This window comes from Ideonella livida, assembly GCF_010499455.1.
GTDB classification, from domain to species: domain Bacteria; phylum Pseudomonadota; class Gammaproteobacteria; order Burkholderiales; family Burkholderiaceae_C; genus Ideonella; species Ideonella livida.
Window position 1 is genome coordinate 330,002 of sequence record NZ_JAAGOH010000001.1, and the last position, 13,578, is coordinate 343,579.

Annotated in this window: 10 protein-coding genes; 6 read left to right on the plus strand and 4 right to left on the minus strand. The window is 68.9% G+C overall.

Annotation, left to right across the window (positions count from 1 at the left end):
- Positions 1 to 21 precede the first annotated feature (21 nt).
- Positions 22 to 795 (minus strand): GntR family transcriptional regulator, encoded by a 774-nt coding sequence (locus G3A44_RS01590; RefSeq protein ID WP_163455727.1) that lies wholly within the window; start codon positions 793 to 795, stop codon positions 22 to 24.
- A gap of 270 nt (positions 796 to 1,065) precedes the next feature.
- Here G3A44_RS01590 and G3A44_RS01595 point away from each other — a divergent pair, with 270 nt between their 5' ends.
- The 5 genes from G3A44_RS01595 (at position 1,066) to G3A44_RS01615 (ending at position 8,522) form a co-directional block, all read left to right on the plus strand.
- The gene (locus tag G3A44_RS01595) at positions 1,066 to 2,052 is read left to right on the plus strand and encodes a malate dehydrogenase (protein ID WP_163455728.1); all 987 of its coding nucleotides are present in this window, start codon (positions 1,066 to 1,068) and stop codon (positions 2,050 to 2,052) included.
- 126 nt (positions 2,053 to 2,178) lie between these two features.
- Positions 2,179 to 3,186, plus strand: a complete 1,008-nt coding sequence (locus tag G3A44_RS01600) for an HpcH/HpaI aldolase/citrate lyase family protein (RefSeq protein WP_163455729.1) — start codon at positions 2,179 to 2,181, stop codon at positions 3,184 to 3,186.
- A gap of 218 nt (positions 3,187 to 3,404) precedes the next feature.
- Positions 3,405 to 5,996 (plus strand): bifunctional aconitate hydratase 2/2-methylisocitrate dehydratase, encoded by a 2,592-nt coding sequence (gene acnB / locus G3A44_RS01605; protein ID WP_163455730.1) that lies wholly within the window; start codon positions 3,405 to 3,407, stop codon positions 5,994 to 5,996.
- A 226-nt stretch (positions 5,997 to 6,222) separates the two neighbouring features.
- Positions 6,223 to 7,428, plus strand: a complete 1,206-nt coding sequence (locus G3A44_RS01610) for a YjgN family protein (protein WP_163455731.1) — start codon at positions 6,223 to 6,225, stop codon at positions 7,426 to 7,428.
- The gene (locus tag G3A44_RS01615) at positions 7,425 to 8,522 is read left to right on the plus strand and encodes a M48 family metallopeptidase (protein WP_163455732.1); all 1,098 of its coding nucleotides are present in this window, start codon (positions 7,425 to 7,427) and stop codon (positions 8,520 to 8,522) included. The genes G3A44_RS01610 and G3A44_RS01615 overlap by 4 nt, the downstream gene beginning before the upstream one ends.
- Positions 8,523 to 8,550: 28 nt before the next feature.
- Here G3A44_RS01615 and G3A44_RS01620 read toward each other — a convergent pair whose 3' ends face one another.
- Both G3A44_RS01620 and exaC read right to left on the minus strand, forming a co-directional pair.
- A complete protein-coding gene (locus G3A44_RS01620) occupies positions 8,551 to 8,982 on the minus strand; it encodes a DUF779 domain-containing protein (protein ID WP_163455733.1) in 432 nt (143 codons plus the stop codon).
- A gap of 95 nt (positions 8,983 to 9,077) precedes the next feature.
- Positions 9,078 to 10,598 carry an acetaldehyde dehydrogenase ExaC gene (exaC, locus tag G3A44_RS01625; RefSeq protein WP_163455734.1) on the minus strand — a complete coding sequence of 507 codons (1,521 nt, stop codon included), beginning with the start codon at positions 10,596 to 10,598 and terminating at the stop codon, positions 9,078 to 9,080.
- Positions 10,599 to 10,923: 325 nt separating this feature from the next.
- Between exaC and G3A44_RS01630 the strand changes: the two genes are divergently transcribed.
- On the plus strand, positions 10,924 to 12,882 hold the full coding sequence (locus tag G3A44_RS01630; RefSeq protein WP_163455735.1) for a sigma-54-dependent Fis family transcriptional regulator: 1,959 nt from the start codon (positions 10,924 to 10,926) through the stop codon (positions 12,880 to 12,882).
- A gap of 58 nt (positions 12,883 to 12,940) precedes the next feature.
- On the opposite strand, the gene G3A44_RS01635 is transcribed toward G3A44_RS01630, so the two are convergent.
- Positions 12,941 to 13,468, minus strand: a complete 528-nt coding sequence (locus G3A44_RS01635; RefSeq protein ID WP_163455736.1) for a hypothetical protein — start codon at positions 13,466 to 13,468, stop codon at positions 12,941 to 12,943.
- Between the last annotated feature and the right edge of the window lie 110 nt (positions 13,469 to 13,578).

Sequence of the window (13,578 nt, forward strand, 5' to 3'; positions counted from 1 at the left end):
GCACCGCGTCGCGGACGTGCATCAGTTGAGTTCGTTGCGGTAGTAGTGGGCGTTGGTGTTGTACAGGCCGCGGCGCAGCTCCACCGGCTTATCACCGTAGGTGTGGGCCAGGCGCTCCACGCTCAGCAAGGGCGCGCCAACGGGCACGCCAAGCAGTTCGGCAGAGGCGGCGTCCGCCACGACCGCCCGGATCTTTTCCTCGGCACGGATCATCCGCACACCGAATTCGGTCTCAAACAGGGCATACATCGGGCCCGCGTAGCTGGCCAGGCGCTCGGCGGTCAGCCCCTTGAAGGGCCCAGCCGGAAGCCAGATTTCGTCAAGCACCACGGCCACGCCCGCACGCGACAGCGTGCGGCGGATGACCAGCGCGCTCTCGCCAGCCTTGAGGTCTAGCGCGCGGCCGACATCGGCCGGGGCCCGCATGCGCTTGCACTCCAGGAAATGGCGCGCCATACCGGAGGCCACACCGTCATCGGGGGCCAGCCGCAGGAAGCGGTACTGGATGTTCTCCTCGGCATGCGTGGCCACAAAGGTGCCCTTGCCCTGGCGACGCACGACCAGGTTCTCGGTGGCCATCTCATCAATGGCCTTGCGCACCGTGCCCTGGCTGACCTTGAAGCGGGCGGCCAACTCCATCTCGCTGGGAATGGATTCCCCAGGCTTCCACTCGCCACTCTGCAGGCTGCGCACCAGCAGCGCCTTGATCTGCTGGTAGAGCGGGCTGAACGCCGGGCCGGCCGATGCCGCCGGGGCGTCGGTCTCAGGGGGTTCAGGCAGGGAGGCGGAAGGCATGGGGCGACATTGCAGCACAGGGCGACGACTGCCGTCCACCCTCAGACATCAATTGTCTTATATAAGACATAAGATCCTTGACGTCTTGTAAGGTTCACTTCTAGACTCGGGAGTTAGACTCTCGTTTTCCCTGAAAGCAGGGAAGGCGCTTGGCACCCGCCCGCAGGGCCGGCAGACGCGTCCGGGGCGAGCCCCGGGGCTGATCCGCCCGCCATGGCACGGGGCACGACACTTCCCACCGCTCCCCAAACCCTCCTCGGAGACCTCGACATGAGCAAGACCCCCGTTCGCGTGGCCGTCACCGGCGCCGCTGGCCAGATTGGCTACGCCCTGCTGTTCCGCATTGCCTCCGGCGAAATGCTGGGCAAGGACCAGCCCGTCATCCTGCAACTGCTGGAGATCCCCGACGAGAAGGCCCAGAACGCGCTCAAGGGCGTGATCATGGAGCTGGAAGACTGCGCCTTCCCGCTGCTGGCCGGCATCGAAGCCCACAGCGACCCGATGACCGCCTTCAAGGACACCGACTACGCCCTGCTGGTCGGCGCCCGTCCCCGCGGCCCCGGCATGGAGCGCGCCGACCTGCTGGCCGCCAACGCCCAGATCTTCACCGCCCAGGGCAAGGCCCTGAACGCCGTGGCCTCGCGCAACGTGCGCGTGCTGGTGGTCGGCAACCCCGCCAACACCAACGCCTACATCGCCATGAAGTCGGCCCCGGACCTGCCGGCCAAGAACTTCACCGCCATGCTGCGCCTGGACCACAACCGCGCTGCCTCGCAGATCGCCGCCAAGATCGGCTGCGCCGTGGGTGACATCGAGAAGCTGGCCGTGTGGGGCAACCACTCGCCCACCATGTACGCCGACTACCGCTTTGCCACCGTGAACGGCCAATCGGTCAAGGACACCATCAACGACCACGACTGGAACGCCAACACCTTCCTGCCGACCGTGGGCAAGCGTGGCGCCGCCATCATCGCCGCCCGTGGCCTGTCGTCGGCCGCCTCGGCCGCCAACGCCGCCATCGACCACATGCGCGACTGGGCCCTGGGCACCAACGGCAAGTGGGTCACGATGGGCATCCCGTCGAACGGCGAATACGGCATTCCCAAGGACGTCATGTTCGGCTACCCCGTGACCTGCGAAGGCGGCGAATACAAGATCGTCGAAGGCCTGGAAATCGATGCCTTCTCGCAAGAGTGCATCAACAAGACCCTGGCCGAGCTGCAAGGCGAACAAGACGGCGTCAAGCACCTGCTGTGATCCGGTGCGCGGCGGTCTCGACCCCGCGCTCCGCCGCTCACCAGTGCACTCCGGCGTCACGCGGCGACCGGCACACGACAAGGGGCCTCTGGCCCCTTTTTCACGTCCCTCCTCTCCACCCACACCATGAGCACCGGAGTCCACCCTCGCCAGGCCCTGTTCGACGCCAACGACCCGCCACCGCCCTCGCTGCCCGTGTGCGACCACTACTGCGGCGTGGAGGCACGCATGCGCAAGAGCCTGGCGCTGCAGGCCGAACTGGGTCCGGTCTTTGATATCACGCTGGACGGCGAGGACGGCGCCCCGGTGGGCGGCGAGGCCGAGCACGCCGCCCTCATGGCCAGCTTGGTGATGGGCGCGGACAACCGCCATGACCGGGTGGGCGTGCGGGTGCAGGCGGTGGACCATCCCGCCTTCGAGGCAATGGTGGACACCGTGGTGGCACAGGCCGGCCAGCGCGTGGCCTACCTGATGGTCCCCAAACCCCGCGGCCTGCAGGACCTCCAGCGTGCCATCGACCACATCGATGCCTCCGCCCGGCACCACGGCCTGGGCCGCCAGATCCCGGTCCATGCCCTGGTCGAGACCCACGGCGCCCTGCGTGAGGTGCAGGCCCTGGCCGCCCACCCCCGTGTGGAATCGCTGTCTTTCGGCCTGATGGACTTCGTCTCGGACCACCGCGGGGCCGTGCCCCGGTCGGCCATGTCGGTGCAGGGCCAGTTCCAGCACCCTCTGGTGGTACGCGCCAAGCTGGAGATCGCCGCCGCCTGCCATGGACACGGCAAGGTGCCTTCACATTGTGTGGTCACCGAATTCCGCCACCTGGAAGCGCTGCGTGAGGCGGCACTCCGTGCCGGCCGGGAATTCGGCTACACCCGCATGTGGAGCATCCACCCCGACCAGATCCGCACGCTGGTCGACGCCTTCGCCCCCGAGGCCGACGAGGTGGCCCTGGCCGCCGACATCCTGCAGGCCGCCCAGGCGGCGCAATGGGGCCCCATCCGCCACCACCACGGCGGGCAGGACACCCTGCACGACCGCGCCAGCTTCCGCTACTTCTGGCATGTGCTGGAACGTGCCGAGCGCACCGGACGCCTGCCGGAGCCGGTGCGCCAGGCCTATTTCAGCGGCTGAGCCACACCCCCTGGCCGGCCACGCACCCGTCAGCTGCGCGTGGCCTGCCTCTGGCAAACTTGCACATGGCCAGGGATCACCCGCGGGCGAATGGCGTCCGGGCGGTGCGAATTCTCTTGGCAAGTCTTATATAAGACATAAAATACCGGAGTTTCCCGTAGCGAGCCGGAATGCATCCGGCCGCCCCGTGGACCCCCCTTCACTGCACGGAGCACCTCATGCTGCAAGCCTATCGCCAACATGCCGCCGAACGCGCCGCCCTCGGCATCCCGCCCCTGCCGCTCGATGCCAAGCAGGTCGCCGACCTGATCGAACTGATCAAGAACCCGCCGGCTGGCGAAGAGGCCTTCCTGCTGGACCTGCTGACCCACCGTGTGCCCCCGGGCGTGGATGACGCCGCCAAGGTCAAGGCCAGCTTCCTGGCCGCTGTGGCGCATGGTGACCTGACCGTGGGCCTGATCTCGCGCGCCAAGGCCACCGAGCTGCTGGGCACCATGGTGGGCGGCTACAACGTGCAGCCGCTGATCGAACTGCTGGACGACGACGCCGTGGCCGGCGTGGCCGCAGAAGGGTTGAAGAAGACCCTGCTGATGTTCGACTACTTCAACGACGTGGCCGCCAAGGCCAAGGCCGGCAATGCCAAGGCCCGGGAAGTCATGCAGTCGTGGGCCGATGCCGAGTGGTTCACCAGCCGTCCGGAAGTGCCCAAGAGCATCACCGTGACCGTGTTCAAGGTGCCGGGCGAGACCAACACCGACGACCTGTCGCCGGCGCCGGACGCCACGACCCGTCCGGACATCCCCATGCACTACCTGGCGATGCTGAAGAACACCCGCCCCGACGCGGCCTTCAAGCCTGAGCAGGACGGTGTGCGTGGTCCGGTGCAGTACATCGAGGACCTCAAGAAGAAGGGCCACCTGGTGGCCTACGTGGGCGACGTGGTGGGCACCGGCTCCAGCCGCAAGTCGGCCACCAACTCGGTGATCTGGGCCACCGGCCAGGACATCCCTTTCGTGCCGAACAAGCGTTTCGGCGGCGTCACCCTGGGCGGCAAGATCGCCCCGATCTTCTTCAACACCCAGGAAGACTCCGGCTCGCTGCCCATCGAGGTGGACGTGACCTCGCTGGAAATGGGTGACGTCATCGAAGTGCTGCCGTACGACGGCAAGCTGCTGAAGAACGGCGAGACCGTGGCCAACTTCGCCCTCAAGAGCGAAGTGCTGCTGGACGAAGTGCGCGCCGGCGGCCGCATCAACCTGATCATCGGCCGCTCGCTGACCGCCAAGGCCCGCGAAGCCCTGGGCCTGCCCGCCTCCACCCTGTTCCGTCTGCCCCAGGCGCCGGCCGCCAGCAACGCCGGCTTCACCCTGGCGCAGAAAATGGTCGGCCGTGCCTGCGGCCTGCCTGAAGGCCAGGGCATCCGCCCGGGCACCTACTGCGAGCCCAAGATGACCACCGTGGGCAGCCAGGACACCACGGGCCCGATGACCCGCGACGAGCTCAAGGACCTGGCCTGCCTGGGCTTCTCGGCCGACCTGGTGATGCAGTCCTTCTGCCACACCGCCGCCTATCCCAAGCCGGTGGATGTGCGCATGCACCGCGAGCTGCCCAAGTTCATCAGCAACCGCGGCGGCGTGGCCCTGCGTCCGGGTGACGGCGTGATCCACAGCTGGCTCAACCGCCTGCTGCTGCCCGACACCGTGGGCACTGGCGGTGACAGCCACACCCGCTTCCCGATCGGCATCTCCTTCCCTGCCGGCTCCGGCCTGGTGGCCTTCGGTGCGGCCACCGGCGTGATGCCGCTGGACATGCCCGAATCGGTGCTGGTGCGCTTCAAGGGCCAGATGCAACCCGGCATCACCCTGCGCGACCTGGTGCACGCCATCCCGCTGTACGCCATCAAGGCCGGCCTGCTGACCGTCGAGAAGAAGGGCAAGAAGAACGTGTTCTCCGGCCGCGTGCTGGAGATCGAGGGTCTGCCCGACCTGAAGGTGGAGCAAGCCTTCGAGCTGTCTGACGCCGCCGCCGAGCGCTCGGCCGCCGCCTGCACGGTGCAGCTCAACCCCGAGCCGATCGCCGAATACCTGCGCTCGAACGTCGTGCTGATGAAGAACATGATCGCCGACGGCTACGCGGACGCCAAGACCCTGGCCCGCCGCATCGAGAAGGTCGAGCAGTGGCTGGCCAAGCCCGAGCTGCTCAAGGCCGATGCCGACGCCGAGTACGCTGCCGTCATCGAGATCGATCTGGCCGACATCAAGGAGCCGATCGTCTGCTGCCCGAACGATCCGGACGACGCCAAGTTCATGTCCGAAGTCACCGGCACCCAGATCGACGAGGTCTTCGTCGGCTCGTGCATGACCAATATCGGTCACTTCCGCGCCGCCGGCGAGATCCTGAAGGGCAAGAAGGACATCCCGGTGCGTCTGTGGGTGGCCCCGCCGACCAAGATGGACGCCTCGGAGCTGACCAAGGAAGGCTACTACGCCACCCTGGGCGGCGCCGGCGCCCGCATGGAAATGCCGGGCTGCTCGCTGTGCATGGGCAACCAGGCACAGATCAAGGAAGGTGCAACCGCCATGTCGACCTCGACCCGCAACTTCCCGAACCGCCTGGGCAAGAACACCAACGTGTTCCTGGGCTCGGCCGAGCTGGCTGCGGTGTGCTCCAAGCTGGGCCGCATCCCGACCGTGGAGGAGTACATGGCCGAGATCGGTGTGGTGACCAAGAACGCCGACAAGATCTACAAGTACATGAACTTCGACCAGATCGAGGAGTACGTGGAGACCGCCAAGGGCGTGAACGCCTGAGGCTGAGGACCACGCGCCGCCCCGTGCGGCGCCTGGCCTGCCGCGAAAAAGAAGCCCCACGGGCACCCCAGGCCCGCCGGTCCCGCCGGCGGGCCTTTTTTTGCGCCTGCCGGCGCCCCGTCTGGGACGGAGACGGGGCCGAAGGTCCGCCCCTGCGGCCGCCGGGCTGGCCCACAGCGGCACGACTCCCCATAATCAGCCGTCCAGGGAGACCAGGGAACCCGCCATGCCCCAGCACGACCCCGCGCCCGCGCCCCCCATCACCCGCGATCCGCGGGACCCCAGCTCCTCGCTGCAGGCGGCGCTGCGCAACTACCACACGCTGGACGTCCGCTTCACCGGCAACGGCGGCGAGTACTTCCGCATCTGGATCGTCAGCAGCCTGCTGACCGCCCTCACCCTGGGCCTGTACTGGCCCTGGGCCAAGGCCCGTCGCCTGCGCTACTTCTGGTCCCACACCCTGGTGGGCGGCGAGCCACTGGCCTACCACGGCAACCCGCGCCAGATGTTCAAGGGCCAGGCCCTGATCGGCGTGCTCTTCCTGCTGTACAGCGTGGCCGGGCAGTTCTCGGTGCTGGGTGGTGTGGTGGCCCTGCTGGCGGTGGCCGGCCTGTGGCCCGCGCTCTTCCGCTCGGGCATGGTGTTCAAGCTTGGCAACACCAGCTGGCGCGGCCTGCGCCTGCATTTCTGCGGGGGCCTGCCCGAGGCCTACCGCGCCGTGCTGCCCTTTCTGCTGCCGCTGCTGGGCCTGGTGCTGCTGGGCACACTGGCGCCGCAGGACGCCCCGCCTCAAGACGAGTTGGGCCCCTGGGAATGGGGGGCGCTAGGCCTCCTGGGCCTGGTGGTGGTGCTGGCGCCGGCGCAGTGGTGGTCCCTCAAGGCCTACCAGCATCGGCACTACATGCTGGGCGGGCTGCGCACCGGCTTCCGGGCCACGGCGCGCGAGTTCTACGGTCTGGCCCTGCGCTTTCTGCTGATGCTGCTGGCCGGCGGTGCGCTCATCGCCGGCGTCATCGTCCTCCTCACCCCCTGGCTGGCCGCTGGCGGGCATCCGGTGCTGGCCATGGTGCTGGGGGTGGCGCTGCCCCTGGCGGGAGGACTGGCGGTGTTCAGCGCCATCTGGCCCTGGTGGCAGGTGCGCATGCAGAACCTCGTCTGGACCGAAACGGGCAGCGCCCAGCTGCGGTTCATCAGCCGCCTGCGCCTGTGGCCCTACCTGCTGCTGCAATGGCGCAACGCCTTGCTGACCGCCCTCACCCTGGGCCTGTACCGGCCCTTTGCCGCCGTGGCCACTGCGCGCATGCGTCTGCAGTCGGTGCAGATCCGCAGCCGGGTGGACCTGGAAGGCCTGCTGGTCGTCGCCCGCGCCAGCCCGCAGGAGGCGGCCGGGGAAGCCGCCGGCGATGCCTTCGGCGTGGACCTGGGCCTGTGAGCCTGCCCCCACCCGGGGCGCTTGGCGCCCGATTGTTCGACGGGCACAGCGCCCGGGCACTGAAAGTGGAGCTGCGCCGCGAGGGCAACCAACTGCTGGCCCAGGCCGGGGAACGGCAGTGGCGCTGGCCCCTGGACCAGGTACGCTGGCCCGAGCGCAGCCGCGAGGGCCGGCGGGTGGCCGAGCTGCCCGACGGCATGAGCCTGCATGCCCTGGACAACACCGCCTGGGACGGCTGGTGCGAGGTCCATGTGGGCGGCCCTGGCTGGATAGACCGTCTGCAAGGCAGCTGGCGGGCCACCCTGCTGGCGTTGGCGGGCCTGGTGCTGCTGGCGGTGCTGACCCAGCAGTGGGGCGTGCCCTGGGCCGCCCGCGCGCTGGTGGAGCCGATGCCACGCAGCGTGGACCAGTCGCTGGAGGCGGCGGTGATCGACAGCCTGGGACCTCCGACCTTGAGCCCCACCCGGCTGCCCCCGGCCAGGCAAGCCGAGATCACCGCGGCCTGGGAAGCGGCCAAGGAGCGGCTGGACAGGTCGCTGGCCCGGCAGGGTGAACCGGCCTCACCCGCGCTGACGCTGCGCTTTCATGCCAGCCGTCTGGGGCCCAACGCCATGGCCCTGCCAGGCGGAACCGTGGTGATCACCGACGAACTGGTGGCCCTGGCGGGCGAGGACATGCCCCTGCTGCTGGGGGTGCTGGGCCATGAGCAGGGCCATGTGCAGCACCGCCATGGTCTGCGCATGGCGGCCCAGGTGGGGCTGCTGAGCGTGCTGGTGGGCAGCCTGTGGGGCGATCCCAGCAGCCTGGTCAGCGCACTGCCGCTGTGGTGGGGCCAGGCCGATTACTCCCGTGAGGCAGAACGGGAGGCGGACGCCTGGTCATTGCGGCTGCTGCAGGCCAACGGTCTGGACCCGCGGGCCATGGTCAGGCTGTTCCAGGCCCTGGCAGCGGGGCGGACCTGCGCCCCCCCGCCGGCTGACTGCGCGCCCCCCGCGGCGACGGGAGCCGACGTGCTCCAGACCCTGGGCTTTGCCTCCCATCCCGCCCCTGCCGAACGGCTGCGCTTCTTCGAGCAGGCCGCCGGCCGCAGCTGAGGCGCAGGCTGGGGTCGCAGCTCCCGGCTCAGGCGACGTCCGGCAGCGGATGGGCCTGCAGCCAGGCCCACTCGGCCTCGGTCCACAGGCGCTGGGTGGAGGTGAAGTGCTGCAACAGGGCGTCCTCCAGCGAGAAGGTCCCCAGGCTGCCCGGACGGGCATCCAGGACAACCTGCCCGCCTTCCAGATACTGCCACTGGCTGCGGCTGACCCAGAAGGGCACGCCCTGCACCGTCCCCAGCTGCACATCATGCGCCCCCAGGGTGAGTTCGGCAGGCAGCAGACCCATCGGGGTGCTGCCGTCGCAGCAGCCGTGGGACTGCACGATCAGGAAATCGCCATGGCGCTGGCGAAGCGCGTCGATGAGCGCACAGGCAGCAGGGCTGGCCACGACCCGCGGCACTGGCCCGGTGGAGGTCTGCGCAAGCGCAGTGGGACGTTCAGAGGAAAGGTTGGGCATGTCAGGTCCTGTCCGGTGGGCAAATCGGTGGGCCAATGAAAAAGGGGGAGCCCCTGGCTCCCCCTCGGCATGGCCGTTGTGCTGGCGGCCGGGCTTCAGAAGAAGCCGAGCTTGCTCTCGCTGTAGCTGACCAGCAGGTTCTTGGTCTGCTGGTAATGGTCGAGCATGACCTTGTGGGTCTCGCGGCCGATGCCGGATTCCTTGTAGCCACCGAAGGCGGCGTGCGCCGGGTAGGCGTGGTAGCAGTTGGTCCACACGCGACCGGCCTTGATGGCGCGGCCCATGCGGTAAGCGACGTTGCCGTTGCGGCTCCACACGCCGGCGCCCAGACCGTAGACGGTGTCGTTGGCGATCGACAGGGCCTCGGCCTCATCCTTGAAGGTGGTCACGGCCAGCACCGGGCCGAAGATCTCCTCCTGGAAGATGCGCATCTTGTTGTGGCCCTTGAACAGCGTGGGCTGGACGTAGTAGCCGCCCGACAGGTCGCCGCCCAGGTGGGCACGGTTACCACCGATCAGCACTTGCGCGCCTTCTTCCTTGCCCACCGACAGGTACGAGGAAATCTTGTCGATCTGCATCTGCGACGCCTGGGCACCCAGCATGGTCTCGGTGTCCAGCGGGTTGCCCTGCTTGATGGCGGCCACGCGCGGCAGCACACGTTCCATGAAGCGGTCGTAGATCGACTCCTGGATCACAGCACGGCTCGGGCAGGTGCACACCTCACCCTGGTTGAAGGCGAACAGCACCATGCCTTCGATGGCCTTGTCCAGGAAGCCGTCGTCCTTCTCCATCACGTCGGCGAAGAAGATGTTGGGCGACTTGCCACCCAGCTCCAGCGTGGCCGGGATCAGGTTGCTGGCGGCGGCCTGGGCGATGACCTTGCCGGTGGCGGTGGAACCGGTGAAGGCGATCTTGGCGATGCGCTTGCTGGTGGCCAGCGGCATGCCGGCCTCGCGGCCAAAGCCGTTGACCACGTTCAGCACGCCCGGGGGCAGCAGGTCGGCGATCAGCTCCACCAGCACCAACAGGCTGATGGGGGTGGATTCGGCAGGCTTGAGCACCACGCAGTTGCCTGCGCCCAGGGCGGGAGCCAGCTTCCAGGCCGCCATCAGGATCGGGAAGTTCCAGGGGATGATCTGGCCGACCACGCCCAGGGGCTCATGGAAATGGTAGGCGACGGTGTTCTCGTCGATTTCCGACAGGGCGCCTTCTTGGCCACGCAGCACGCCGGCGAAGTAGCGGAAGTGGTCGACGGACAGCGGGATGTCGGCGTTGAGCGTCTCGCGGATGGGCTTGCCGTTGTCCACGGTCTCCGCGTAGGCCAGCACTTCCAGGTTCTGCTCGATGCGGTCGGCAATCTTCAGCAGGATGTTGGCGCGGGTGGCCACCGGGGTCTTGCCCCAGGCGTCGGCGGCGGCATGGGCGGCGTCCAGCGCCAGCTCGATGTCGGCAGCGCCGGAGCGGGCGGCCTGGGTGTAGGGGCGACCGGTGATCGGGGTGATCACGTCAAAGTATTCGCCACTGAGCGGGGCAACGAACTTGCCGTTGATGAAGTTGTCGTAGCGGCTCTTGTATTGCACCTTGGCGCCAGCGGCGCCGGGGAACGCGTAGATCATCGAATGTCTCCTGTGCAGTCCAGTGGTGGATCGGATCTCCCCCGGATCGACGCTTCCCCCTGAGTGGGCCCGTCGTCCGGACGGCCGTCTTTCGCACAGCCCGTGCCAGCACCGGTTTCAGCGTCAAAGCCGGCCTTCACGGCAGAAACCAGGCCCGAATCCTGCGAACACGGGCCCCATGGCCCACGTTCACGTCACAGCTGTCACGTTCCAGAACAGAACAGCCCCGAGAAGTTGCACAAGCAACCCAGCGGGTCAGCCGCGCTTGGTGCGGACCCTCATGAAAGAGCTTGCATAAGTGGCCTGAGCCGACACACCCTCCACCATGCACCACGCCCTCACCCCCCCTCTGGCCCCGCAGCAGCTGCGCGAGGCGCGCCGCCAGTTGAACAACCATGGCGAGGTTTCCGCTGAACTGCTGGGGCCCGTGCTGGCCCGTTCCTGGCAGCGCAGCGCGCAGGCCGGCCTGACCCCGGCGGGCCGCGCGACCGGCACGCCCCATGCCTCGGCCCCGCAGCTGGCCCGGGCGCTGGAGTTGCAGCGCGAGCTGGTCGCCCACGCCCGGCCGGTCATGGAGTTTCTGCATGAGCAGACCCGCGACACCGACAGCATAGTCATCCTGGCCAACGCCGACGGCATGCTGCTGCAGGCCCTGGGAGATGCCGGCTTCCTGCAGCGGGCCGAGCGGGTGGCGCTGCGTCCCGGGGCCACCTGGCAGGAGCGCTGGCGCGGCACCAACGCCATCGGCACCGCCCTGGCCGAGGGGGCGCCCCTGGTGGTCCATGGCGGGGAGCACTATCTGGAGCGCAACGGCTTTCTGACCTGCGCGGCTGCCCCCATCCACGACCCCTGCGGCCGCCTGCTGGGGGCCCTGGACCTCTCGGGCGACCACCGCAGCTACCACCGGCACACCCTGGGCCTGGTCAAGTCGGCGGTGCGCATGATCGAGCACCGGCTGTTCGACACCCGCCACGGCCACGGCATCCGCCTGCGCCTGCATGCGCAGGCTGAAGGCATCGGCACCCTGACAGAGAGCCTGCTGGCCCTGTCCGAGGACGGCTGGGTCATCGGCGCCAACGAGCCCGCCCTGCGTCTGCTCCACATGGCCTGGCACGACATCGGCGCCAGCCGGATCGGCCAGTGGCTGGACATCGCGCCCGGGGCACTGGAAGACCTGCTGGGTCGACCCGGCAACCCGCCCGTGCTGGTGCGTGACCGCCGCGGCCAGACACTGTGGATGCGGCTGGAGCCGGGGCTGCGCAGCGTGACCGTGGCCGCTCCCAGCCCACAGGCCAGCCTGCGCACCGCCAACCCGCCTCCCCGACCACTCCCCAGCGTCGATGCGCTGGGGGCGCTGGACACGGGCGACCCCACCCTGCGCGCCGCCCTGGACCGGGCCCGCCGGGTCCTCGACAAGCCCATCGCCCTGCTGCTGGGCGGTGAGTCGGGCGTGGGCAAGGAGATGTTCGCCCGGGCGGTGCACGCCAGTGGCCCCCGGCGTGACCAGGCCCTGGTGGCGGTCAACTGTGCGGCCCTGCCCGAGAACCTGATCGAGGCGGAACTGTTCGGCTATCGCCCGGGTGCCTTCACCGGCGCCAGCCGTGACGGCGCGCCCGGCCGCATCCGCGAAGCCGATGGCGGCACGCTCTTCCTCGACGAGATCGGCGACATGCCGCTGGCCCTGCAGGGCCGGTTGCTGCGCGTGCTGCAGGAGCGCCAGGTGCTGCCCCTGGGTGGCGGCAAGCCGGTGCCGGTGGACATCCAGCTCATCTGTGCCACCCACCGCAATTTGCGCGAGGCGATGCAGGCTGGCCGATTCCGCGAAGACCTGTACTACCGCATCAACGGCCTGACGCTGCAGCTGCCAGCGCTGCGGGAGCGCCAGGACCTGCCGGCCTTGATCGAGCGGCTGCTGCGTGAGACGGCGCCAGGTCGCGCCCTGAGCCTGTCACCCGAGCTGGCCGAGCGCTTTGCTGCCTACCGCTGGCCGGGCAACCTGCGCCAGCTGGCCAATGCGCTGCGCACGGCCACGGCGCTGATGGAGTCGCATGAATGGCAGATCGACTGGGCCCACCTGCCCGATGACCTGGCAGAAGACCTGCGTCAGCCCCGGGCCACGGGCCGCCACGCCAGCGAAGACCCGGCCGACCTGCGACGACTGGAACTGGCCACCACCCGTCGGGTGGTGGAGGAATGCGAGGGCAACCTGTCGGAGGCGGCCCGTCGGCTAGGCATCAGCCGCAACACGCTCTACCGCAAGCTGCGGGAGATGCCAGCGGCGTGATGGCCCTCCCGGGCCGAGCCGCTCGCCGGAGCCGGGAGGGTGGCAATGGCCGGAGACCTCAGGCCGCAGGCGCCTCGCCCGCCTTGGCGGCCAGGCGGGCCGCACGGCGGGCCTTGCCTGCACCCTTGCCAGCCTTCTCGCCCTTTTCCGCCTTGTCGCCCTTGACCTTCTTCTTGGCCGGGCGCCCGGCCTTGACCACGGTCAGGGCCTGCAGCGCGGCCAGCAGGGCCTCGTCGCCCTGAGCCTGCAGCACCTGCAGCGCGGCGCGCAGCAGCTCGCTCTTGCGGGCCGGACGCTGCAAGGCCACGCTGCGCTGCTTGAGGGCATGCAACAGGCGATGGTCCTCATGCGGCATGGTGAAACTGTCGCGCACCATGCGCTCACCGTTGACCTTGAAACGCTCAGCCCCCGCCTTGGCGGTGCCGGTGCCCACGGCTTCAGCGGCAGCCGGGCCGGCATCGCTTGCCGCAGCGAGCTGGCGAGCCTTGCGGGCCTCGCGCTTGGCCTTGCGTTCGGCGCGGGCAGCTGCCGCGTCAGGCGTGGCGGCTGCGGGGATGACTTCAGCGGGCGTCGGGGTGTCAGACATGGAGGCCTCCTTTGAAACGATATAAATAGTTTATACAGTTTCGGCACCCATCTTGATGACAGGCCCGGGACGATTCCCTAAGCCGGTAAGTGGCCACGTCCCTGGGCGGG